Genomic DNA, 21692 nt, shown 5'->3' with positions numbered 1-21692 from the left:
TCGACCGATTTCACACATAGTCTGGACGTGTGACGTCGTGGACCGAGGAGCTGACCCGAGCCCGTCTGCACGTGGTCTCCGGCAAGGGCGGCACGGGCAAGACGACGGTGGCGGCCGCGCTCGCGCTCGCGCTGGCCACCGGTGGCCGCCGGGTGCTGCTGGTCGAGGTAGAGGGCAGGCAGGGCATCGCCCAGCTCTTCGACCGCGCCCCGCTGCCCTACTCCGAGGAACGGATCGCGTCCGCGCCGGGCGGCGGTGAGGTGCACGCGCTCGCGGTCGACGCGGAGGCCGCGCTCCTCGAGTACCTGGCGATGTTCTACAACCTCGGCTTCGCGGGCCGGACGCTGCGCAAGATGGGCGCGATCGAGTTCGCGACCACGCTCGCCCCCGGCCTGCGCGACGTCCTGCTGACCGGCAAGGTCAAGGAGTGCGTGAACCGCACCGGGCCCGACGGCCGCCACCTCTACGACGCCGTGGTGCTGGACGCGCCGCCCACCGGCCGCGTGGTCAAGTTCCTCGACGTCACCAAGGCCATGGCCGACCTCGCCAAGGTCGGGCCGATCAAGGGCCAGAGCGACGGCGTCGTGCGGCTGCTGCACTCCGGCGACACGGCGGTGCACCTGGTGGCGCTGCTGGAGGAGATGCCGGTCCGCGAGACCCTGGACGCCGTCTCCGAACTGGACGGAGCCGACCTCCGTCCGGGCGCCGTGCTGGTCAACCGGGTCCAGCCGGCCCGGCTGCCCGCCCGCTCGCTGCCGGTCGCGGCCGAGGGCAGGCTCGACGAGTCACGGGTTCGTGCGGGGCTCACGGCGGCAGGACTCGATCTCGACGAGTTCACGCTCGAAGGTCTGGTCGACGAGACCGTGGAGCACGCCATCCGGGTGCAGTCACAGCAGGAAGCGAACGAGCTGCTCGGCGAGTCGGACCTGCCGACGCTGGAGCTGCCCGACCTGACCGACGGAGTGGACGTGGCCGCGCTGTACGAGCTGGCCGAGGTGCTGGTCGCGGCAGGAGTCCGATGAACAAGCTCGATTTCGACCCGCTGCTCGACAACCTGGAGACGCGCGTCCTGGTCTGCTGCGGCTCCGGCGGTGTCGGCAAGACGACGACGGCGGCGGCGCTGGCGTTGCGCGCGGCCGAACGCGGCAGGCGCGTGGTCGTGCTGACGATCGACCCGGCACGGCGCCTCGCGCAGTCGCTGGGCCTGCGGGAACTGGACAACCACCCGCGCGAGGTCGTCGTGGACGGCTTCGAGCCCAAGGGCGAGCTGTTCGCGATGATGCTCGACATGCGTCGCACGTTCGACGACATGGTGCTGACGCACGCGGGCCGCGACCGGGCCGACCAGATCCTGTCGAACCCCTTCTACCAGACCATTTCCTCGTCTTTCTCCGGCACGCAGGAGTACATGGCGATGGAGAAGCTGGGCCAGCTGGTGGCGCAGGACGAGTGGGACCTGATCATCGTCGACACCCCGCCGAGCCGGTCGGCGCTCGACTTCCTGGACGCGCCGCAGCGGCTGTCGACGGTGCTCGACGGCAGGTTCATCCGGATGCTGTCGGCTCCGGCGCGGGCGAGCGGCCGCGGGCTGCTCAAGATCGTTGGAACCGGTTTCAGCCTTTTCACGCGCGCCGTGTCGACCATCGTCGGTGGCCAGCTGTTGCAGGACGCGTCGACCTTTGTTCAGGCTTTCGACAGCATGTTCGGGGGATTCCGCGAGCGCGCCCAGCGCACGTACGAACTCCTGCGCTCGCCCGGAACCGGTTTCGTGGTGGTGGCGGCGCCAGAACCCGACGCACTGCGCGAGGCGAGCTATTTCGTGGAGCGGCTCGGCGCCGAGAACATGCCGTTGTGCGGGCTCGTCGCGAACAGGACCCATCCCGTGCTCGCGGCCGATCTGCCCGCGGCGAAGGCGGTCGCGGCAGCGGACGAACTCGACCGCTCCGGTGACGCGCCGCTCGCCGCGGCAGTGCTCCGGCTGCACGCGGACCGGGTGGCAGTCGCCGATCGTGAGAAGCGGCTGCTGGCCCGGTTCACGCGTGCCCACCCCGGCGTTTCGCTGGTCGGCGTGCCCGCATTGCCTGCGGACGTGCACGACCTCGACGGCCTGCGAGAGATAGGTCGTCGACTCGCCGGCGAGTGATCAGCCGACTCGTGTGTCCTCGACGTGTTCCTGACGTGCGTTGTCGAGAAGCTCGTGCCATGAGTCGACGTCCGGACGGCGGCGCAGCAGAGCACGGCGTTCGCGCTCGGTCATGCCTCCCCAGACCCCGAACTCGATCTTGTTGTCGAGCGCTTCGGCCAGGCATTCCATGCGCACCGGGCAACCCAGGCACACGAGCTTCGCCTTGCGCTGCTCCGCACCGCGGACGAAGAGCTGATCTGGCTCTTCATCACGGCACGAAGCGTTGATACGCCAATCCCCCTGGTTCATATCCCCCACTCCTCAGTGCTGTCCAAATGTGGAAATCCGCCACACCCCTGCCACGGATGCCGTAGCGTTCGAGCTACGGCTGCATTCCTTGGACGTTGACGGACTGTAGTGCCGTTCGGTTCCCTGTCCAAGCCTGGGTCACCCGACTGTTACCTGTCTTGCGTATGTCTACTCATGCTGAGTAACGGCACTTACTGATCACCTTCACCCGTTCGTGTACGGCGTACGCTGACCCGCGTGCGAGTCAGGAATGGCGTGCTCAAGATGCTCGGCCTGTGCCTGCTGGCTGGGGTTCTCCTCGCCGGCATGCTGTTCCCAGTCGTGGGTGCGACAGGCCTCGTCTCGAACAGAGCCAGCGACACGGTGGACAGCATCTCGGCCGACCTGGTCACGACGGATCCTCCGTTGATCACCACGGTCACGGACAAGGACGGGGCCCCGATCGCCTACCTGTTCGACCAGTACAGAGTCCTGACACCGCCCGAGAAGATCTCGCCGACCATGAAGGCGGCGCTGATCTCGGTCGAGGACCGCCGGTTCTACGAGCACCAGGGCGTCGACTGGAAGGGCACGATCCGTGCCGGTCTGACGAACCAGGTCAGCGGCTCGGTGTCGCAGGGCGCGTCCACGCTGACCCAGCAGTACGTCAAGAACTACCTGGTCCACGTCGTGGCGCGGAACAACAAGCTGGAGCAGGCCAAGGCCCAGGAGCAGACGATCGCGCGCAAGATGCGCGAGGCCCGGATCTCGTTGCAGCTGGAGCGCAAGCTCGGCAAGGAGGAGATCCTCGCCCGGTACCTGAACGTCGTTCCTTTTGGTTCGACCATTTACGGCATCGCGGCGGCAGCCCAGGCCTACTTCGGTACGACTCCGGACAAGTTGACGGTTCCACAAGCCGCGATGCTCGCCGGAATGGTGAACAGTCCGTCAGCACTCGACCCCGAAGCGTATCCGGACAAAGCTTTGGACCGGCGCAACAAAGTGATCGACAGGATGGTCGAGAACGACAAGCTGTCGCGCGACGCGGGTGAGGCGGCGAAGAAGGAAGGCCTGGGTCTCGCGACTCCGGTGCGCACCCCGCCGAACGGTTGTGTCGGCGCCGGTCCGGAAAACGGCTTCTTCTGCTCGTACGTCGTGAACTACTTGCAGCGCGCGGGTTTCAGCGAGGAACAGCTGCGCACCGGCGGTTACACCATTCAGACCACTTTGGACAGAGAAGCCACCTCGCAGGCGAAGGCCGCGGCGGAGGCCGGCGTTCCCAAGAACACCGAGGGCATCGCGAACACGATGGCGATCGTGAAGCCCGGCAAGGAACGCCACGACGTGCTCGCGCTGGTCGCGAACCGCGACTACGGCCTGAAGTCCGACCTGCGTCAGACCACGTACGACCTGCCCAGCGGTGTGGAGAACAAGTTCGGTGCCGGCTCGATCTACAAGATCTTCACGGCCGCGGCGGCGCTGGAGAAGGGGCTCGGCATCGAGAACGTCATCCCGACGCCGACCTCGCACACGTCCAGGGTCTTCAAGGGCGGCGCCCAGCGCTGCCCGAGCACCGGCGAACCCGGTACGCGCTGGTACTGCCTGTCGAACTTCGACTCGAGCTACCCGTCCTCGATGACGCTGCAGCAGGCCCTCGCGACGTCGCCGAACACCGGCTTCGTGATCCTCGAGGAGCAGACGGGCATGGACGCGGTCGTGGACATGGCCTCGCGGCTGGGCATGCGCGAGACGATGGCGACGAACCTGCAGGGCACCAGGCCCGACCCGAAGGCCAAGGACAAGCAGAACCGCATCTCGCAGACGGAGTTCTACAAGCAGAACGGCGGCAACGCGTCGTTCACGCTCTCGCCTGCGCCGGTGTCCACTCTGGAGCTCGCGAACGTCGTCGCGACCATCGTGAGCGGCGGCAAGTGGTGCCCGCCCACGCCGATCGCGAAGGTGCTGGACCGCAACGGCAAGGCCGTCCCCGTCAACGAGGCCCCGTGCGAGCAGGTCGTCGCCGAAGGGCTCGCGAACGGTCTCGCGGTCGGCATGAGCAAGGACGACGTCGGCAACGGCACCGCCGCGGCCGCCGCCCGTGCCGCCAAGTGGACCCGCCCGATGATCGCCAAGACGGGCACCACCGAGGAGTACAAGTCGGCGGCGTTCATCGGCGCGACCCCGGACTTCGCGGGCGCCGTGCAGACGTTCAACGACGGCACCAACCCGCGCCCGATCTGCATCGGCGGCGCACCCCGGTTGTGCGGCAAGGGCAACATCTTCGGCGGCACGATCCCGGCCAAGACGTGGTTCGAGACGATGACGAGGATGCACGCCTCGATCCCGGTCTCGCAGCTGCCGCAGGTGGAGCAGCGCTACCTCAAGGGCGGCCGCGAGATCCAGGTGCCCGACGTGGTGGGCAAGCAGATCAACGACGCCACGCGGATCCTGAACCAGGCCGGCTACAAGGTGAGCCAGCAGTCGGTGAACTCCGAGCAGCCGAAGGGCACGGTCGTCAGCCAGACGCCGCGCGGCAACGCGTTGCGCGGCACGGTGATCACGCTGTCGGTGAGCTCGGGGTACGTGCCGCCGCCGGTGGCGCCGGAGCCGTCACAGCCGCCGCCCGCCCCCGGCAACCCGACCGAGCAACCACCGATCACACTGCCGACCGAACCGGAGCCCGAGTAGTCACCGGCGGAGCAGCTGCTTGAGCTGCTCCACGCTCACGTCGATGTGCGCCCGGATCTCGGCGACCGCCCTGTCGTGGTCGCCGAGCCGGATCGCGTCGAGGATGACCCGGTGCTGCGCCACGACCTCCTCCGGCGTCTCGGACTTCGAGAGCACCGTGAGGTAGAAGCGCAGTTCCTTGGTCATCGCCGTGAAGAACTCGTCCAGCCTCGTGCTGTCGAGCAGCGCCACGATCGCCTGGTGGAAGGCGAGGTCTCGATCGACGATCCGGCCCGTGTCGCCTTCGGCGGCGGCCTCGGCGATCTCGTCGAACGCCCTGGTGATCGCTTCGAGCTGCTCCGGGCGTGGCGCGCGGATCACCGCCGCCGTCTCAAGGCGTTCGCGAGCGGTGTAGAGCGCCTCGATCTTCTCCGGGGTCGGGGCGATGACGACAGCGCCCCGGTTGACCTCGTAACGGACCAGGCCGGTCAGCTCCAGGATCCGGACGGCCTCGCGGATGGTGTTGCGCGCGACGCCCAGCTCGGCTGCGATCGCGCTCTCCCTGAGCCTGTCACCAGGGCCGAAAGCGCCGGCCATGATCCGTTCGGAGAGGCCGTCGGCGAGCTGCTGGGCCGTCGTGGTGCGGCGCACTTCGAGGCCGTCGAGGGCTGACATGTGGCCAGTCTAACCAGTTGCACTACAGTTGAACTGTACTACAGTTTTCCTCATGGACCTGACGACGTTCAAGGCACTCAGCTTCGACTGCTACGGCACGCTCATCGACTGGGAGGCCGGGCTCATCGCGGTGCTCTCGCCGTGGGCGCGGGAACAGGGACTCTCGCTGTCCGACGAGGAGCTGCTGCTCGCCTACGCCACCGCGGAAGCCGAGGTGGGGACGGCCGAGTTCGCGCTGTACCCGGACGTGCTGGCCGCCGCCTTTCGGCAGGCCGGTTCCAGCCTGGGCCGCGAGGTGAGTGACGAGTGGGCGCGGCGACTGGGTGCGTCCGTTCCGGACTGGCCGGCGTTCCGCGACTCCGCGGACGCGTTGGCGCGCCTGGCTTCCCACTACCAGTTGATCATTTTGTCCAACGTGCACCGCGAGGGGTTCGCCGGGAGCAACCGGCGCCTGCACGGGAACTTCGCGGCGATCATCACCGCGGAGGACGTCGGCGCGTACAAGCCCGCCGAGAACCACTTCCGCGCGCTCGACGCCACGCTCGGCTCGTTGGGGGTGGAGCGTTCGGAACTGCTGCACGTGGCGCAGAGCCTGTTCCACGACCACGTGCCGGCCAAGCGTGAGGGGCTGCGGTCCGTGTGGATCAACCGGCGGCACGACCGGCCGGGCTGGGGCGCAACGCCCAAGCCGTCCGAGGACTTCAGCTACGACCTGGAGTTCGGCTCGATGGGCGAGTTCGCGGACGCGGTGGACAAGGCGTTCTGAACTGGAGTGCCGCAGCGGTCACAGCCGCTGCGGCACCCTCGTGTCAGCCGGCCAGCTTGGCCTTCACCGCGGCGGCCACCCGGCCACCCTCGGCGCGTCCGGCGACCTCGGCGTTGACGGCCTTCATGACCTGGCCCATCTGCCTCTGCCCCGGCGCCTCACCGAGCTGCGCGGCCACGGCGTCGAACGCCTTGTCCACAATGGACGCCAGTTCGGCGTCGTCGAGCTGCTTGGGGAGGTAGGTCTCCAGCACGGCGAGCTCCTGGCGCTCCAGCTCGGCCTTCTCGACCCGGCCGGCACCGTCGAAGGCCTCCGCGGCCTCCTTGCGCTTCTTCGCCTCGCGCGAGAGGACCTTCACGACCTCGTCGTCACTGAGCTCACGGGCCGTCTTGCCCGAGACCTCCTCGTTCGTGACGGCCGTGAGCGCCATCCGCAGCGCACCGGCCGTGACGGTCTCCCGTGCCTTCATCGCGACAGTCAGGTCGTTCTTCAGCCGCGTCTTCAAGTCCGCCATGACGCAGAACGGTACCGCCCGCCGGATGCCGCGCCGATCGAGTTACCGCCCTTCCGTACCCTTGACGTGTGAACAAGCTGGGCCGCGCCCTCCTCACCACGACCGCTCTCGGCGCCGCGACCGTCGCGTACGCGGCGGGAATCGAGAGAAGGCACTGGACCCTGCGCACCGCCACGGTGCCGGTCCTGTCCCCCGGCGCCAAGCCGATCCGCGTGCTGCACATCTCGGACCTGCACATGACGCCGAACCAGGTGTCGAAGCAGCGCTGGGTCGCCTCCCTGGCCGACCTGAACCCCGACTTCGTGGTCAACACAGGCGACAACCTCGCGCACAAGGACGCCGTCCCCGGCACCCTGCGCGCGCTCGGCCCGTTGCTCGACAAGCCGGGCGTCTTCGTGTTCGGCAGCAACGACTACTACGCGCCCAGGCTCAAGAACCCGGTGCGCTACCTGCTGCCGTCCTCCAAGACCAAGCGCATCCACGGCGTGACGCTCCCGTGGCGCGACCTGCGCGCAGGCATGATCGAACGGGGCTGGGAAGACCTCACGCACCTGCGCAAGACCGTCATGGTGAACGGCCAGGCCATCTTCTGCGCGGGCCTCGACGACCCCCACCTGAAGCGCGACCGCTACGCCGACATCGCCGGCACCCCGGACCCGTCCGCGGCACTGAGGCTGGGCGTCACCCACTCACCCGAACCACGCGTCCTGGACCCGTTCGCCGCCGACGGCTACGACTTCGTGATGGCCGGCCACACCCACGGCGGCCAGCTGCGCATCCCGTTCTACGGCGCCGTTGTGACGAACTGCGAATTGGACCGGGGCCGAGCCCGCGGAGTTTCGCGCTGGGGTTCGCACATGTGGATGAACGTGTCCGCCGGCATGGGCACTTCGCCGTACGCGCCGGTGCGCTTCTGCTGCCCTCCCGAGGCTTCCCTGCTGACCTTGGTTCCGCGGCCCGTCACGCCTGCTCAGGGGCGCAATGAGGGGGTCCGATTCGGAGCTGGCGCGGACATGATGTAGAGTTCTACATGTTCCCAGCCGGGGTGTGGCGCAGCTTGGTAGCGCGCTTCGTTCGGGACGAAGAGGTCGCAGGTTCAAATCCTGTCACCCCGATTGAATAACACAGATCAGCCTCTGTCGCAGAAATGCGGACAGGGGCTGTTTTGTTTTTGTGGCCGTTTCCGGAGAAGTTGGGGTCAAGTCCCGATAAGTCACCCAATCGTGTGACGAAGCTCGACACGCGCGGCCGTAGACGGGACCGTTCTTGCATGGCACAGCGCCATCGTTCCGCACCAAACTTTACGAACGACCACGTAACGTCAACTCCTCAGGGTGAAGGTTGACGGTTCAACTCACGTTGCGTAACTGCCGCCTTGATCCGTGCCACGAAGGCAGTGGTTCAGGCATCGTGGATATGTCGGGAGATGTTCGTGATGGATTCCGCCTCCGCCGCCAACCCGTCTCACCGGTCGTGGATCGTCATTGCGGCCAAGGCAATTGTGGTGCTCCAGTGCCTGGGGATCGTTTTCATGCTCACTTCTGCCTGGGTGACGGCCGTGGTGGCCGTCGGGTTCATCGTGGTCTTCGTCGCGATCAGGGCGCTGTCGCGCACATCGAGGCAGGTCGACCAGATCTTCGACGAGGAGCTCGGCCGCCAATAGGGGTTCCCGGACGAGGACGCGTACCTGCAGCAGCCGCTGGCGCTGCGGCACTTCCGGCACGTGAGCTGACTCAGCCGATGAACCACGCGGCGCGGTGTTCCAGTGCCTCGCCGGCGGCCAGGATCCAGTTCAGCACCGCGAGCAGGCGGCTACTGGTACCCGTGACCAGGTGCCGGGACTCTAGTGTTGAACCGTGACCACGCACCCTTCTCCCGACATCCCGGAACAGCTCTTCGAGGACCCGGCCGCCGAGACCCGGTGGCGTGAGCGGTTCACCGCTCCCCGGATGAGCCTGCCCGGCTGGGCCGACGACGCTCCGGACCGCACCCTGTACGTCTCCAACGCCAGTGGCGTGTGGGAGATCTACGCCTGGGACCGCGCCACGGACGAGCACCGCAAGGTCACCGACCGCCCGAACGGCACGTCGCACGCCACGCTGAACCCGGACGGCACCGAGATCTGGTGGTTCGACGACCACGACGGCGACGAGTTCGGCGTCTGGGTTCGTGAGCCGTTCAAGGCCGACGGCAGCAAGGCCGAGCCTGCGGTCGCGGACGTGACGGCCGGTTATCCGGCGGGTCTGGAGATCGGCCGCAGCGTCACGGCCGTGGCCGCGTCTACGGACGACGGCACCACGGTCTGGCTGACGCGCGACGGCCGCAGCGAGGTGCTCTACCAGCACGTCAACGACGCCGGCGTCACCGCGATGGCCAAGGACGAGTCGATCGTCGTGATCGCGCACTCCGAGCACGGCGACAACCGGCACATGGCGTTGCGCGCGCTCAACGCGGAGGACGGCGGGACGATCGCCGAGAAGTGGGACGGCAAGGGCAAGGGGCTCGACGCCATCTCGTTCAGCCCGGTGCGTGGCGACCAGCGGCTGCTGGTGCTGCACGAGCGCCGCGGCCGCGAGGAGCTGCTGATCTGGGACGTCGCCGCCGGCACCGAGCAGGAGATCGTCCTCGACCTGCCGGGTGAGGTCGCCGCGGACTGGTACCCGGACGCGTCCGCGTTGCTGGTCGTGCACACGCATCACGCCCGCAACACCGTGCACCGCTACGACCTCGCGACCGGAGAGCTGTCCACTCTGGACACCGCGCCCGGCGTGATCGGCTCGGCGGGCGTGCGGCCGGACGGCACGATCGAGTACTCGTGGTCGTCCGCCGAGAGGTCCACGGTCATCCGCGCGCTGGCCACCGACGGCACCGAGCGCGTGCTGGTCGAGCCGCAGGGCGCCGTGCCCGCGACGTCGCACAAGCTGGAGGACGTGTTCGTCGGCGACGTGCACGCGCTGGTCTCGAAGCCCGCTGGCGAGGGTCCGTTCCCGACCGTCTTCCTGATCCACGGCGGCCCGCACTCCTCCGACGAGGACCGCTTCTCCGCCTACCGCGCGGTCTGGCTCGACGCCGGCTTCGCCACCGTGCACGTGAACTACCGCGGTTCCAGCGGCTACGGCTCGAAGTGGCGCGACGCCATCGAGGGCAGGCCGGGCATCACCGAACTCGAGGACATCGCCGCCGTGCACGACTGGGCGGTCGAGTCCGGTCTCACCGACCCGGCGCAGTCGGTGCTCAACGGCGCCTCGTGGGGCGGCTACCTGACCCTGCTCGGCATCGGCACCCAGCCCGAACGCTGGGCCGTCGGCGTCGCGGGCGTTCCCGTCGCGGACTACTTCGCCGCCTACGAGGACGAGATGGAACCGCTGCGGGCGTTCGACCGCGCGTTGTTCGGCGGCTCCCCGGAGGAGTTGCCCGAGCTGTACAAGGAGTGCTCGCCACTCACGTACGTCGACCAGGTCACCGCTCCGGTGCTGATCCTCGCGGGCGAGAACGACCCGCGCTGCCCGATCCGGCAGATCGACAACTACCTCGACGCCCTCGCGGCTCGCGGCCACACCTACGAGATGTACCGCTACGACGCGGGCCACGGCTCGCTGGTCGTCGCCGAGACGATTCGGCAGACGGCGGCCGAGGTGGACTTCGCAAGGCGGCACCTTTCGAAGTAACCTGGTGACGGCGCCGCCGAGCGCCTCACCTCCTGATCGGTCACCCACGCTGGCCGGCGTCGCGGAGGCAAAGGGGACTCCTGTCCTCCCGGCGCCGGTCAGTCGTGTGCACGTACGCAGCCCGGACGAGCGGAGCCAGGCGTGGGGAACGGCTGCTGCGCGTCCGCGAAAGGCACGCCATGACCGAGCAGAAGTCGTTCAAGCGCCTGGTTCGCGCCCGGATGGAGCGCACCGGCGAGTCCTACACCACCGCCCGCAGGCATGTGCTGAAAGACGCGCGACCCACCGGGATGATGCACGACTCCTGGCTGCTGCGGGAGGTGCTCGACGACGAGTGGTCCGAGGCGATGCTGGCCGGGCTTGCCGGCGGCATCGGGTTCATGTACTTCGTGTTCGAGTACAAGGGTCACACGCCCACGATGACGATCGTGGCGCGGCATCACCCGGCGCCGTTCATCCCGACGGCGCTCATGCATGCCGGCATCGCGCACGAGGTCACCAGCACCACCTCCGCGCGCAAGGCCGAGCAGCAGTTGCGATCGGCTGAGGGGCCGGTGATCTGCTTGCTGGGCAAGGAGAAGCACCCGGTCGGGGTGCTCGGCACGGATGGCGACACCGTCACGGTGCACGACCGCGGCACGCACCAACAGCCGCTCGCCGAGTTCATGACGAGCTGGGGGCAGGGCAAGCACGAGATGATCAGCATCGGTGAGCGCCGGGGCGAGCCGGACGTCGCGGCGGCGGTGCGGATGACGTGCGAGCACCTGACCGGGCCGGTGCTGGGCAACAACTTCGACGTGAACTTCGGCTTCTCCGGGATGCGCAGGTTCGCGGAGCAGTTGCGCGACAAGGGAAAGAAGGGCTGGGCCCAGCGCTGGGCCGACGATCCCGCGTTGCCGCAGAAGCGCCTGCACGACTGCCTGGAGGTCGAGTACACGGCACCGGGTGCCACGCGGCCGCTGTACGCGGAGTTCCTGAGCGAAGCCGGACTTCCTGGCGTACAGGAGTTCCAGGAGTCCGGCAGGCTCTGGTCGGAGATCGCCAGGGGTGGCGACTACGACGAACTGGCCCGGAAAGTCGACGAGGCCCGTTCCATCGAGGAACGGGCCGTCCGCCGGCTGATGTCGAGCTGACGGCTAGGCCGCCTGGGCCTGCCACATCCAGTGCGCCTGCTCCAGTTCCTGCGTGATGCCGATCAGCAGGTCCTGGGTGACGAGGTCGGGCTTGTCGGTCTCGTCGATGCGCGAGCGCATGCGGGAGATCAGCGACGCCAGTGAAGCCGTGATAGCCGTGACGACCTGGTCCTCCTTCAGCCAGCCGGTCTTCATCTCGGGCACGCCGGACGACGCGGCGATGGTCTTCGCCGTGCCGTTCGGCGTGACGCCGAGAGCGGCCGCGCGTTCGGCGACCTGGTCGGCTGCGTTGCGCGCGAGGACGACCAGTTCGTCGAGCTGCAGGTGGACGCTGCGGAAGTTCTTGCCGATCACGTTCCAGTGCGCCTGCTTCCCGATCAGGGAGAGGTCGACGAGGTCGACCAGGGTCGCCTGCAGAATGGCTCCGACGGCGTCGCGGTCGGCGTCGGCGAGCGGGCTGGTGATCGGGTTCTTGGCCATGGTGAAACGCGCCTCCTCAGACGGTGACGGTGAGCGCCACCTCGATGTTGCCGCGCGTCGCGTTCGAGTACGGGCAGACCTGGTGAGCCTGCTCGACGAGCTTCTCCGCGACCGCCTGGTCGAGTCCGGGGATCTTCACCGCGAGCTCGACGGCCAGCTGGAAGCCGCCGGTGCCGTTGGAGCCGATCCCCACCTTGGCGGTTACCTCAGAAGAAGCGACCTGAATCTTCCCGGCACGCGCGACCGCGGCGATGGCGGAGTTGAAACACGCCGAGTAACCGGCTGCGAAGAGCTGCTCGGGGTTGGTCGCGTCACCACCGGGGCCGCCCATCTCCTTCGGGATCGACAGCACCTCGTCGATCACACCGTCGGAGGAACGAACCTCACCGTTGCGGCCTTCTCCGTAAGCAGTCGCCTCAGCCGTGTACAGCGCTTCCATTCCGCTCTCCCTTGAGTGAGTGATCAAAGCCTTTCACTCAGGGAGAACGCATCGTGCACGACTTAAATGCCCCAGGGTGACTCAGTTCACGTCCGAGATGGGACGGCGCAACGCGAACTCGGCCACCTGGCGGCCGATCATCCGCAGGTTGCGGTCGACGTCGGCGTCCGAGCAGGCACCGTCACCGTCGAACTTGACCTGCGCGGAGTTGATCGCGGAGCCCAGCGGGGTCGGCCAGCCGCGCAACGCGTGCACGATCGAGCGAACCGCCGCGAGCGTGTTCACCGCGGCCTGCCAGCCGTACGCGGCGGTGATGGTGCCGACCGCGCGGCCGTCGAGGTACGGACGGTCGTCGTCGCGCAGGTCCTCGATGTAGTCGAGGGCGTTCTTGACCAGGCCGGACACGGTGCCGTGGTAGCCGGGCGACACGACGATCACGCCGTCGCACCGGCGCAGGTCCTCGACCATCCGGAGGGCGACGTCCGTGCGGTCCGGCACCGACGGGTCGTAGAACGGGAGCACCAACTCGGGGCCGCTGTATTGAATCGTTCGCGCACCGAGCTCACGAGCACCCTCCAGAGCCACCCGCAACGCCCGTTCGGACTGCGAGTCGGACCTGATCGAGCCCCCGATGCCTACCACCGTCACCGTCATGCCAACGATCCTTTCACCTCCAGCTACCTGGAGATCCAGCACTACTCGCGAGTAACCTGCACCACATGTCGAACTTCCAGGCGGCCGTGCTGGCCGGTGCTCTGCGCTTCGCGTTCGGCCTCCCCGGCCCCGTGCGCCGTCTCCTCGCCGGTGCGCCGATCCGTCTGGACGGCCAGGACCTGCATCCCGAGGCGCAGTTGCTGCTCAGGCTCCAGCAACTGTCCGGGACGGGTTGGCGCACGAGGACAGCATCCGAGAGCCGACTGGACCTGGAGTTGAGTTCGAAACTCGTCTCCGGTCCGAAGATCACCGGAGTGGGTTCGCGCGATCTCACGATCGGGGAGTTCGCCGGGCGCCTCTACACGCCGGACGGCCTCGCGGAAGGCTCCCCGCTGTTGATCTTCTACCACGGTGGCGGCTGGGTGACCGGAAGCCTGGAGAGCCACGACAACCTCTGCCGCTTCCTCGCGCGGGAGGCGGGCATCCGGGTGCTCGCGGCCGACTACCGGCTCGCCCCGGAGGCCCCGTTCCCCGCCGCGGCCGACGACGCCGCGGAGGTGCTGCGCTACGCCGTCACGAAGGCCGAGGACCTCGGCATCGACCCGAAGCGGATCGCTCTCGGTGGCGACAGCGCGGGCGGCAACCTGGCCGCCGTCACGGCCCACAGCGCCGAGATCGACCTCGCGTTCCTGCTGCTCCTCTACCCCGGCGTGGACGCGTCGGTGCGCCGCCGGTCGCGGGAGATCTTCGGCAACGGGTTCTTCCTGACCGACGAGAAGATCGACTGGTTCCTCGACCAGTACACCTCCGGCGGCAAGGACCGGCACGACCCACGCCTGTCGATCATGCTGGCCGAGGACCTGTCGAACCTGCCGCCGACCTACATCGCGACCGCGGGCTACGACCCGTTGCGCGACGAGGGCGAGGCCTTCGCGGAACGGCTGGCCGCCGAGGGCGTGCCGGTGGTGCTGCGCCGGCACGAGGGCCTGTTCCACGGCTTCGCGAACGTGCTCGGCGTCGGCGGGATCTTCCGCGAAGCCGTGTCCGAAGCAGTCGGTGCGCTCCGGACCGGCTTCGCGCTGGCCAACTCCGCTCAGGACGTGGAGGAGACCGCCTGACGCTGGCGTGACAGCACCCAGCCGACACCGGCGACCAGCAGTCCGGCCAGGCCCGCCACGACGAAGCCGAGCGGGGGTCCGCTGTGATCGACAGCGATCCCCGCGAGCGGCTGACCGGCGGCGACGCCGAACGTGAAGGCGGAACCCTGCAGTCCCAGTGCGAGCCCGCGGGCCGTGGGCGGCGCGTTCTTGGCGATCAGCTCGGACGACGCCGTGATCGTCGGCGCGCAGGCGAGGTTCATCGGGATCAACGCGAGCGCCAGCAGCCACACGTTGCCGTCGCCGAGGCCGACCGGTATCTCCAGCAAAGCCATGCACGCCAGCAGGAACACACCGGTCGGCACCCGTTTGAGGCTGCCGTAGAAGAGCCCGCCGAGGGCCGAGGCCGCGCACATCACCACGAAGACCAGGCCGAGCCAGCTCTGCTGACCCGAACGCTCCAGCGAGGCGATCGCCGAGATCTCCATGCCGGACAACACCATCGTGGCGCCGAACGGGACGATCAGCGCCGCGATCATCGGCCCGCGCAGCCACTGCCGCAACGGGGGCGGCGGGCCCTCGGTCACGTCGTCCTCGTGCAGCAGCACCGGGTTCACGACGAACAGCACCGCGCTCGCGGTCAGGATCGCCACGCCGATCACGATCAGCGCCGTCCCGGTCGAGTACTTCGTCGCGATCAGCACGCCCGCGGCGGGCCCGACCATGAACGACAGCTCGACCGAGATCGAGTCGAGTGAGAACGCGGGCCTGCGCTGCGGTTCGGGCACGATCGCGGTGAGCGCCTGCCGTCCGATCGACATCACCGGCACGGCCACGAGCCCGTTGGCGAACGCGAGCACAAGCAGCAGGTAGTAGTCCATCAGCGGCGCCGTCACCCAGAACGCGCCCTCGAGCAGGCTCAGTGCCAGCACGAACCGCAGGCCCTTGGTGTCGACCAGCTTGCCCATCAACGGCGATCCGAGCCCGAGGCCGACCATGGTCGCGAAGCCGACCGTGCCGGCCGCCGCGTAGCCCTTGTCGAGCGTCGTGACGACGTGCAGCGTCACCGTGACGCCCGCCGCCGTCGGAGGGATCCTGGCGAACAGCATCAGCAGCATCAGGGGACGAACCCCCGGCAGCGCCAGGACCGATCTGAACGGGGCGAGGTTCACGAGGACATCGTCACCTGGCTGGCAACGGGTTTGTTCTGCCGCGAGAGCAACCAGGCGACGCCCGCGACCAGCAGGCCGATCACGCCGACGATCGCGAACCCGGCCGGTGCCCCGCCGCGGTCGATCGCGACGCCGGCGATCGGTGCACCGATCGCGTTGCCGACGGTGAACGCCGACCCCTGCAGGCCGAGCGCCAGGCCACGGGCGGCAGGCGGCGCGAGCCTGCTGATGTGTTCACCGGAGGCTGCGATCAACGGCGCGCACATGAGGTTCATCGGCACGAGGAGCAGGCACAGCAGCAGCACGTTCCCGTCGCCCAGGCCCACCGGAATCTCCAGAGCGGCCATCAGGACGAGCAGCACCAGCACGCTCGGCACCCTCTTCACGCCGCCGTAGACCAGGCCGCCGACGATCGACGCCGCGCACATCGCGAAGAACACCGCGCCGAGCCAGCTCTGCTTGCCGATGTGCTCCAGCGACGCGATCGCCGAGACCTCCATGCCCGCGAGGCACACCGTCGCCCCGACGCACACGACCAGCACGCCGACGATCCGTCCGCGCATCCACTCGAACACGCGGGGCTGCGGCCCGTCGACGACCTCGTCCTCGTGCACCATCGGCGGGTTCGCCCAGTACAGGAGCACCCCGGCGACCAGGATCGAGACGCCGATGAACACCAGTGCGGCGCTCGTGGAGAACCTCGTCGCGACGAACACGCCGAGCGCCGGCCCGCCCATGAACGACAGCTCGACCGAGATCGAGTCGACGGACAGCGCGATCCGGCGCCGGCTCTCCGGCACGAGCGCGGTGATCACCTGCCGTCCGATCGACATCATCGGCACGCCGAGCAGCCCGACCAGGAACGACGTCACCAGCAACGTCCAGTAGCCCATCAGCGGCGCCGTCAGCCAGAACGCCGCCGAGGCCGTGACGCTCACGCCCAGCATCGACCGCAGACCCCGCGAATCGATCAGCCGGCCCATCAGCGGGGCGCCGAGGCCCATGCCGATCGTGCCCGCCGCGCCGACCAGCCCCGCCGCGCCGTAGCCCCGGTCCAGCGTGACCGCGACGTGCAGCATCAGGATCACGCCCGTGGCCGCCGGAGGCATCCTCGCGAAGAACATCAGCAGTGCGAACGGACGGACTCTGGGCAGCATCAGGACGTGTTTGAACGGGGCGAGGTCCACACCGCCATCCTCACGTGGATGGCAAAAGGTTTTCTTTGCTAACGATGTGATTCGCCGTACAGGTCTTCCAGCGCCCGGTAGGCCTTCACGACGAACGGCCGTGCGTTCGCGTACCTCTCGACCAGCCCCTCATCCGGCGTGATCGTCTGCGTCGGCCGCACGAGATCGACGGTCAACGACTCGATCTCGTCCAACGCCCGCCACGCCAGCAGCGCCGCGCCCACGGCCGAACCGCCACTGTCCTCGGTGAGGTGCAACGGCATGCCGAGCGTGTTCGCCAGCGTCTGGGCCCAGATCGGAGCGCGGAACGCACCGCCGGTGATCCGCAACGACTCGACGTGCGGCACGGCGTCCAGCACGAGCGCCAGCTGCTGACACACACCCTCGACCAGTGCCTTGGTGATCTGCTGAGGGGTGTGTTCGCGCCGGAGGCCGAGCAACGCGGCGTGCGCGGTCGGGTCCCACCACGGTGCCCGTTCGCCCAGCAGATACGGCAGCGCGACGAGCCCATCGGAGTCGACGTCGGCGGCCTGGGCGAGCAGGTCGCCGACCGGAATGCCGAACGTCTCCGCGGCCCACTGGGCGACCACGCCACCGTTGCTGATCGCGCCACCACGAACCCAGAGGCCCTCGCCGATGGCGTAGCTGAACGTGCGGCCTTCGTCGTCGACCCCTGGCCCCTGCTGCGCCACGCGGAGTGCGCCCGAGGTGCCGAGCGAGACCGCGCCCGCACCAGGCCTGGCCGCGCCGACGCCGAGGTTGCCCAGCGGCCCGTCGCCACCGCCGACGATCACCGGGATGCCGGGGCGCAGTCCGGGGATCACGGCCGTCAACGGCGTCGAGTGGGTGGGCTCGACCAGCGGCGGGAGCTGGTCCGCGGTGACGCCGGCGAACTCCAGCGACGGCTCGTGCCACTGCAGGGTGTGGATGTTCATCAGGCCCGTGCCGGAGCCGGACGAGTGCTCGTTGATCAGTGCGCCGGTCAGGTGCAGGTGCACGAAGTCCTTGATCTCGCACCACTTCGCGGCGCGGACACCGTTCTCGTGGAACCAGGCGAGCTTCATCAGCGGGGTGAACGAGTGGATCGGCGCGCCGGTCGCCTGGTGCAGCACGCGGCCTTCCTCGGTCCCCCGCAACCGTTCGGTCTGCTCGATCGCACGGTTGTCGGCCCAGCTCAGCGCGTCCGTGATCGGACTCAGGTCCGCGTCCAGACCCATGATCGAGTGCATCGCACCGGTCAGCGCGATGGCCCGCACGTCCTCCGACGCCAGTTCGCGGAGGGCGTCGAGCGCGGCGTCGAGCACCTGCCGCGGGTCGTGCGTGGCTTCGAGACCGCTGGTGTGCATGGGATAGCGGCGTTCGGTCGAGGCGACGACACGAGCCTGCGCGTCGACCGCGACGACCTTGGTCGCCGAGGTGCCGAGGTCCACCGCGAGAACGATCACCGAACGCCTCGCACGGCCGAGAAGGCAGCGAAGCTCGGGGACTGCCGCAACGGTCCCCAGAACTCCTCGCCACGGTCGTCGACCGGCGTCACGGCGGGCTCCCGCGTGACTTCGAGACCCGCTCGGGTCAGCGCGCCGTCGAACACGCCGCGTTCCCAGTAGAACGAGTCGAAGTCGAACGGCGGATCGCCCAGCACGTGCACGCTGACCGGCTGTTTCACGTTCATCGGGCCGGTGCGGGTGACTTCGTAGCCGTAGCGGCCGTACTGCGCGAGCAGGTCCCAGTCCGCGTCCGGGTTCGGCACCAGCACGACGAGCCGGCCGTCGGGAGCAAGGTTCGCGGTCAGGTTCGCGATCATGGCGTCCATCGCGGACTCGTCGTCCGCGTAGCCCAGCAGCCACACGGCCGTCACGACGTCGAACTCGCCGAGCACCGGCAGATCCGTCGCGTCGTGCTGCTCGTAGGTGATGCCACGCGGTTCGCGTTCCTCGACGTGGCGCGCATAGCCGATCATCTCCCCGGCCGAGTCGACGCCCACGACCTTCGTCGCGCCGAGGTCGTGGAAGAGCCGGGCGTAGAACCCGGTTCCGCAGGCCACGTCCAGCACCGAGCGGCCCAGCAGGTCACCGACCGCGGACAGCAGCGTCGCGCGCTCGGCCAGTCCGGTCGGGATGTGCTTGGCGCGCTCGTAGATCGCGCCCAACGCGTCGTACTGATCGTCGCTCTCCGCCATGGATCACACCTTAGGGTCTGTTTCACAGGTCTCGTTCGATGAGAGTCGAGCCTGGCCCGGCTATCGCGAACACGGACCTGTGAAACAGACCCTAGGACGGCGGATACCGGGCGAACCACTCCTGGGTCATCGGCGGGTTCGGGCCCGTCTCGGTCTCCCAGTCCGCGACCATCTCGTCGATGACGTCACGGAACTGCACGCGCTCCACCCAGTCCGGGCGGATCTTCTCGACGCCGTGCAGCGCACCGACGAGGTTGCCGCACAGGGACGCCGTCGAGTCGTTGTCGCCGCCGTGGTTGACCGAGATCAGCAACGCCTCGTTCGGATCGTCGGTGACCAGCGCCGAGTACAACGCGATCGCGAGCGCCGTGTCACCGACGCCGCCCCCGCCCAACTCCTCCACGCGCGCCACGCTCGGTTCTCCGAGCGCGGCGAGCTCGATGGCGTGCTCGACGGCGGCGACGACCTCCTCGTGGCCCTCGTGCCGCACGACCGCTTTCATCGCCGTGTCGACGCCGTCGAGCAACCCCTTGCCCCTCAACGCCTCCCAGACGAGTACGGCGAAGAACCCGGCGGACAGGTACCCGCTCGGATGGCCGTGCGTGAGCTCGGCGGCGCACTTGGCCAGCGCGAAAGCCTGCGAAGCGTCGTCGGCGTAGAAGGCGATCGGTGCGACGCGCATGACGCCGCCGCAGCCCTTCGAGTCGTTGGCCGGGTTCTCGGCCGTGGCCATCACGCCGGTGCGGCCGTACTGCTGCAACGCCGACGTCACGGTGAGACCGGGCGCCCGCAGGCGGAACAGGTCGCGGTGGCCGATCAGACGGCCGTCCGGCTCGTCCAGAGTGGACAGTGGTCCGCGTGCCTTCTCCCACGGCGTCTTCTGGGTGTGCAGCCAACGCTGGTAGGCGTGTTGCACAACCGCGACGATCCCGCCGTTACCGGTGGTCCGCTCACGCACATGGGCCCTGATCATGGCCTCGAACGTGAACAGTGTCATCTGGGTGTCGTCGGTGATCGCCGGGTCGTCGGGCAGGTCGGTGATGCCCTGCGGACCGTGGCGCTCGTAGACGACCTCCATCGGCAGGTTCTCGGTATTGGCGCCCAGCGCGTCACCGATGGCACCCCCGATCAGGCAGCCGCGCAGCTTTCCGTTGTCCTGACCCGCTTCCCGCTCCCGTACGACGAACCTGCGACCCTGCTCGTCGACGCCCAGCGTGAACTCGACCTTGACGGTGCGCACCGGCACGGCGTGGACCGGGCCCGAGCTCACGATGTGGTCCAGCGTCGCGATGTCCGCCCTGCTCAGCCACGGCGAGCGCTCGACCTTGAACGCGCCGTACTGCGCGCAACCGCACATCCTGAGGTGCTGGGCGGCCTCGTCCACGAAGGTCCACATCCGCAGCTCGGTGTCGAAGGACAGGCCGGGGTTGATGTGCAGGTGCTGTGGCCGGGTGCCGGAGAAGTCGTCGCCGGCGAAGACCTTGCTGATGAACGTGTTGAGTGCGACCCGTGTCCACACCGCCGTGCCGGCGGGCAGCAGGTCCGGCCTCGTGAAGACCGGGAGGGTCTCCGGGTAGTCGAACCGGGTCGCCGGCACTTCCCCGGGGATGAGGACCTCGCCGTGGACGCCGTTGTGCCCCAACTGGTCCAGGCCGTACCAGCCGCGTCCGACGTAGTCGAGGAACCGCTCCATCGGGGTGAGCGGCAGAGGGTCGCCGGCCGCGATCGGGCCCGCTATCCGCGCCGGGTTCGGGTGAAACTCACCATCGGCGGTCCAGCCGGCGACGGCGGTGAAGTCCGGGTCGGTGCGCATGCCCGGCATGGAGATCAGCTCCGGATCGACCCGCGCCTCCCACGGCCGGTCCTTGACGCTGCCGTCCTCGATGACGGCCGTGGTGCCGAGCACATGCACCTCGACGCCCTGCCTGGGCCACCTGCCACCGGCGCGGACCTTGCCGTCCTCACCCGGAACGGCGTAGCCGATCTCCCAGCCGTCCCGCGTGCGGAACACGCTGTCCTGGTCGATCCGGAACTCCTCGCCCCGGTGCTCCAGGATCCACCGCTCGGCGATCGCGAGCGCCTCGTCCCTGTTCACCACGACCTCCGGTGCAGCTCCTCGGCGACCTTCCGGACGTCGTGCTCCGGCCCGCCCCTGAGCGCTCCCGCGATCGCCCGCGCGACACCTCGGCCTTCACCCCGGACGGCCTGTGCCAACGCCCCCGCCGCGGTCGACGGGTCGGCGTCAGGAGCGTCGAGCTGCTCGGGCTCGAAGAGGTGTTCGGCCAGCATGATCACGGCATCGGCGGCCGGCGAGTCCTTGCCGTGCGTGAGGGCGACGAGCTCGCGGACCTGGTCTGCCTCGAGGCGCCGGACGGCGGCGGGCAGCGCCCAGACCAACGCACCAGGCCCCTGCGATCTGACGCCGTTTCCCGCCTGCCGCGACACCAGGTCCGGTTGGACGGACGGCTGCGTGGCCCACTCGGCCAACGCCGTCAGCGGATCTCCTGCCGAACACGCGACCAGCTGGTCGACCAGTCCTGTCCGGACACCCGCGCCGTGCGCGAAACCCTGATAGGCGGCCACGACCTGAGAAAGTCGCGGCGGCCTGATCCATTCGATCTCCCCCATCGCCGTCCGACCATACCCGG

General features: G+C 68.8%; 21 protein-coding genes and 1 tRNA gene. 10 read left to right on the top strand and 12 right to left on the bottom strand.

Annotated features, from left to right (window positions below):
* Positions 1–29 precede the first annotated feature (29 nt).
* Together bagA and bagB are read left to right on the top strand one after the other, a co-directional pair.
* Entirely contained in the window at positions 30–1022 is a 993-nt protein-coding gene (gene bagA, locus BLR21_RS20825; protein ID WP_090007500.1) for an ATPase BagA, read from the top strand.
* Positions 1019–2143: an ATPase BagB gene (gene bagB, locus BLR21_RS20820; protein ID WP_090007499.1), complete on the top strand. Its 1125-nt coding sequence runs from the start codon at positions 1019–1021 to the stop codon at positions 2141–2143. Before bagA ends, bagB begins: the two co-directional genes overlap by 4 nt.
* On the opposite strand, the gene BLR21_RS20815 is transcribed toward bagB, so the two are convergent.
* Positions 2144–2434, bottom strand: a complete 291-nt coding sequence (locus tag BLR21_RS20815) for a WhiB family transcriptional regulator (protein ID WP_030477602.1) — start codon at positions 2432–2434, stop codon at positions 2144–2146.
* A 237-nt stretch (positions 2435–2671) separates the two neighbouring features.
* Between BLR21_RS20815 and BLR21_RS20810 the strand changes: the two genes are divergently transcribed.
* Positions 2672–5101 (top strand): penicillin-binding protein, encoded by a 2430-nt coding sequence (locus tag BLR21_RS20810; protein WP_090007498.1) that lies wholly within the window; start codon positions 2672–2674, stop codon positions 5099–5101.
* Here the strand turns inward: BLR21_RS20810 and BLR21_RS20805 are convergent, their stop codons facing one another.
* A complete protein-coding gene (locus BLR21_RS20805; protein WP_090007497.1) occupies positions 5102–5755 on the bottom strand; it encodes a GntR family transcriptional regulator in 654 nt (217 codons plus the stop codon).
* A 52-nt stretch (positions 5756–5807) separates the two neighbouring features.
* Between BLR21_RS20805 and BLR21_RS20800 the strand changes: the two genes are divergently transcribed.
* Positions 5808–6521, top strand: coding sequence for an HAD-IA family hydrolase (locus BLR21_RS20800; protein ID WP_090007496.1), 714 nt, complete (start codon positions 5808–5810; stop codon positions 6519–6521).
* Between the two features lie 43 nt (positions 6522–6564).
* On the opposite strand, the gene BLR21_RS20795 is transcribed toward BLR21_RS20800, so the two are convergent.
* A complete protein-coding gene (locus BLR21_RS20795; protein WP_030477606.1) occupies positions 6565–7035 on the bottom strand; it encodes a GatB/YqeY domain-containing protein in 471 nt (156 codons plus the stop codon).
* A gap of 68 nt (positions 7036–7103) precedes the next feature.
* On the opposite strand from BLR21_RS20795, the gene BLR21_RS20790 reads away from it, so the two are divergent.
* From BLR21_RS20790 to BLR21_RS20770, 5 genes are all read left to right on the top strand, one after another.
* Positions 7104–8057, top strand: coding sequence for a metallophosphoesterase (locus BLR21_RS20790; protein WP_176929723.1), 954 nt, complete (start codon positions 7104–7106; stop codon positions 8055–8057).
* 19 nt (positions 8058–8076) lie between these two features.
* Positions 8077–8150, top strand: a tRNA-Pro gene (locus tag BLR21_RS20785).
* A gap of 416 nt (positions 8151–8566) precedes the next feature.
* Complete coding sequence (locus BLR21_RS43890; protein WP_256334828.1) at positions 8567–8698, top strand: hypothetical protein; 132 nt, start codon at positions 8567–8569, stop codon at positions 8696–8698.
* Positions 8699–8891: 193 nt separating this feature from the next.
* Positions 8892–10703, top strand: coding sequence for a prolyl oligopeptidase family serine peptidase (locus BLR21_RS20775; RefSeq protein WP_256334827.1), 1812 nt, complete (start codon positions 8892–8894; stop codon positions 10701–10703).
* 179 nt (positions 10704–10882) lie between these two features.
* Positions 10883–11836, top strand: a complete 954-nt coding sequence (locus BLR21_RS20770; RefSeq protein ID WP_090007494.1) for a DUF4872 domain-containing protein — start codon at positions 10883–10885, stop codon at positions 11834–11836.
* 3 nt (positions 11837–11839) lie between these two features.
* Here the strand turns inward: BLR21_RS20770 and BLR21_RS20765 are convergent, their stop codons facing one another.
* The 3 genes from BLR21_RS20765 to BLR21_RS20755 form a co-directional block, all read right to left on the bottom strand.
* Positions 11840–12316 carry a Dps family protein gene (locus BLR21_RS20765; protein ID WP_090007493.1) on the bottom strand — a complete coding sequence of 159 codons (477 nt, stop codon included), beginning with the start codon at positions 12314–12316 and terminating at the stop codon, positions 11840–11842.
* A 16-nt stretch (positions 12317–12332) separates the two neighbouring features.
* Entirely contained in the window at positions 12333–12755 is a 423-nt protein-coding gene (locus BLR21_RS20760) for an organic hydroperoxide resistance protein (RefSeq protein ID WP_030477612.1), read from the bottom strand.
* 81 nt (positions 12756–12836) lie between these two features.
* A complete protein-coding gene (locus BLR21_RS20755) occupies positions 12837–13409 on the bottom strand; it encodes an NADPH-dependent FMN reductase (RefSeq protein WP_030477613.1) in 573 nt (190 codons plus the stop codon).
* Between the two features lie 65 nt (positions 13410–13474).
* Between BLR21_RS20755 and BLR21_RS20750 the strand changes: the two genes are divergently transcribed.
* Entirely contained in the window at positions 13475–14527 is a 1053-nt protein-coding gene (locus tag BLR21_RS20750) for an alpha/beta hydrolase (RefSeq protein WP_090007492.1), read from the top strand.
* Here BLR21_RS20750 and BLR21_RS20745 read toward each other — a convergent pair.
* The 6 genes from BLR21_RS20745 to BLR21_RS20720 form a co-directional block, all read right to left on the bottom strand.
* Positions 14503–15678 (bottom strand): MFS transporter, encoded by a 1176-nt coding sequence (locus tag BLR21_RS20745; protein WP_090007491.1) that lies wholly within the window; start codon positions 15676–15678, stop codon positions 14503–14505. The genes BLR21_RS20750 and BLR21_RS20745 overlap by 25 nt on opposite strands.
* Positions 15675–16865 carry an MFS transporter gene (locus BLR21_RS20740; protein WP_090007490.1) on the bottom strand — a complete coding sequence of 397 codons (1191 nt, stop codon included), beginning with the start codon at positions 16863–16865 and terminating at the stop codon, positions 15675–15677. Before BLR21_RS20740 ends, BLR21_RS20745 begins: the two co-directional genes overlap by 4 nt.
* Positions 16866–16903: 38 nt before the next feature.
* A complete protein-coding gene (locus BLR21_RS20735) occupies positions 16904–18310 on the bottom strand; it encodes a gluconokinase (protein ID WP_090007489.1) in 1407 nt (468 codons plus the stop codon).
* Positions 18307–19044, bottom strand: coding sequence for a class I SAM-dependent methyltransferase (locus BLR21_RS20730; protein WP_090007488.1), 738 nt, complete (start codon positions 19042–19044; stop codon positions 18307–18309). The genes BLR21_RS20735 and BLR21_RS20730 overlap by 4 nt, the downstream gene beginning before the upstream one ends.
* A gap of 91 nt (positions 19045–19135) precedes the next feature.
* A complete protein-coding gene (locus tag BLR21_RS20725) occupies positions 19136–21139 on the bottom strand; it encodes an ADP-ribosylglycohydrolase family protein (RefSeq protein ID WP_143027798.1) in 2004 nt (667 codons plus the stop codon).
* Complete coding sequence (locus BLR21_RS20720) at positions 21136–21672, bottom strand: hypothetical protein (protein WP_143027797.1); 537 nt, start codon at positions 21670–21672, stop codon at positions 21136–21138. The genes BLR21_RS20725 and BLR21_RS20720 overlap by 4 nt, the downstream gene beginning before the upstream one ends.
* Positions 21673–21692 lie beyond the last annotated feature (20 nt).

The organism is Lentzea albidocapillata subsp. violacea (genome assembly GCF_900100275.1).
Taxonomy (GTDB): domain Bacteria; phylum Actinomycetota; class Actinomycetes; order Mycobacteriales; family Pseudonocardiaceae; genus Lentzea; species Lentzea violacea.
Note: the sequence above shows the minus strand (reverse complement) of the source record. Positions and strands in the feature narration are given on the sequence as shown.

Excerpts from the sequence above, each read along its gene's own strand:
- BLR21_RS43890 (WP_256334828.1), top strand. The coding sequence starts at position 8,567 with ATGCTCACTTCTGCCTGGGTGACGGCCGTGGTGGCCGTCGGGTTCATC.
- BLR21_RS20755 (WP_030477613.1), bottom strand. The coding sequence starts at position 13,409 with ATGACGGTGACGGTGGTAGGCATCGGGGGCTCGATCAGGTCCGACTCG.
- BLR21_RS20760 (WP_030477612.1), bottom strand. The coding sequence starts at position 12,755 with ATGGAAGCGCTGTACACGGCTGAGGCGACTGCTTACGGAGAAGGCCGC.
- BLR21_RS20800 (WP_090007496.1), top strand. The coding sequence starts at position 5,808 with ATGGACCTGACGACGTTCAAGGCACTCAGCTTCGACTGCTACGGCACG.
- BLR21_RS20730 (WP_090007488.1), bottom strand. The coding sequence starts at position 19,044 with ATGGCGGAGAGCGACGATCAGTACGACGCGTTGGGCGCGATCTACGAG.
- BLR21_RS20805 (WP_090007497.1), bottom strand. The coding sequence starts at position 5,755 with ATGTCAGCCCTCGACGGCCTCGAAGTGCGCCGCACCACGACGGCCCAG.
- BLR21_RS20720 (WP_143027797.1), bottom strand. The coding sequence starts at position 21,672 with ATGGGGGAGATCGAATGGATCAGGCCGCCGCGACTTTCTCAGGTCGTG.
- BLR21_RS20795 (WP_030477606.1), bottom strand. The coding sequence starts at position 7,035 with ATGGCGGACTTGAAGACGCGGCTGAAGAACGACCTGACTGTCGCGATG.
- BLR21_RS20750 (WP_090007492.1), top strand. The coding sequence starts at position 13,475 with ATGTCGAACTTCCAGGCGGCCGTGCTGGCCGGTGCTCTGCGCTTCGCG.
- bagB (WP_090007499.1), top strand. The coding sequence starts at position 1,019 with ATGAACAAGCTCGATTTCGACCCGCTGCTCGACAACCTGGAGACGCGC.
- BLR21_RS20765 (WP_090007493.1), bottom strand. The coding sequence starts at position 12,316 with ATGGCCAAGAACCCGATCACCAGCCCGCTCGCCGACGCCGACCGCGAC.
- BLR21_RS20770 (WP_090007494.1), top strand. The coding sequence starts at position 10,883 with ATGACCGAGCAGAAGTCGTTCAAGCGCCTGGTTCGCGCCCGGATGGAG.
- BLR21_RS20815 (WP_030477602.1), bottom strand. The coding sequence starts at position 2,434 with ATGAACCAGGGGGATTGGCGTATCAACGCTTCGTGCCGTGATGAAGAG.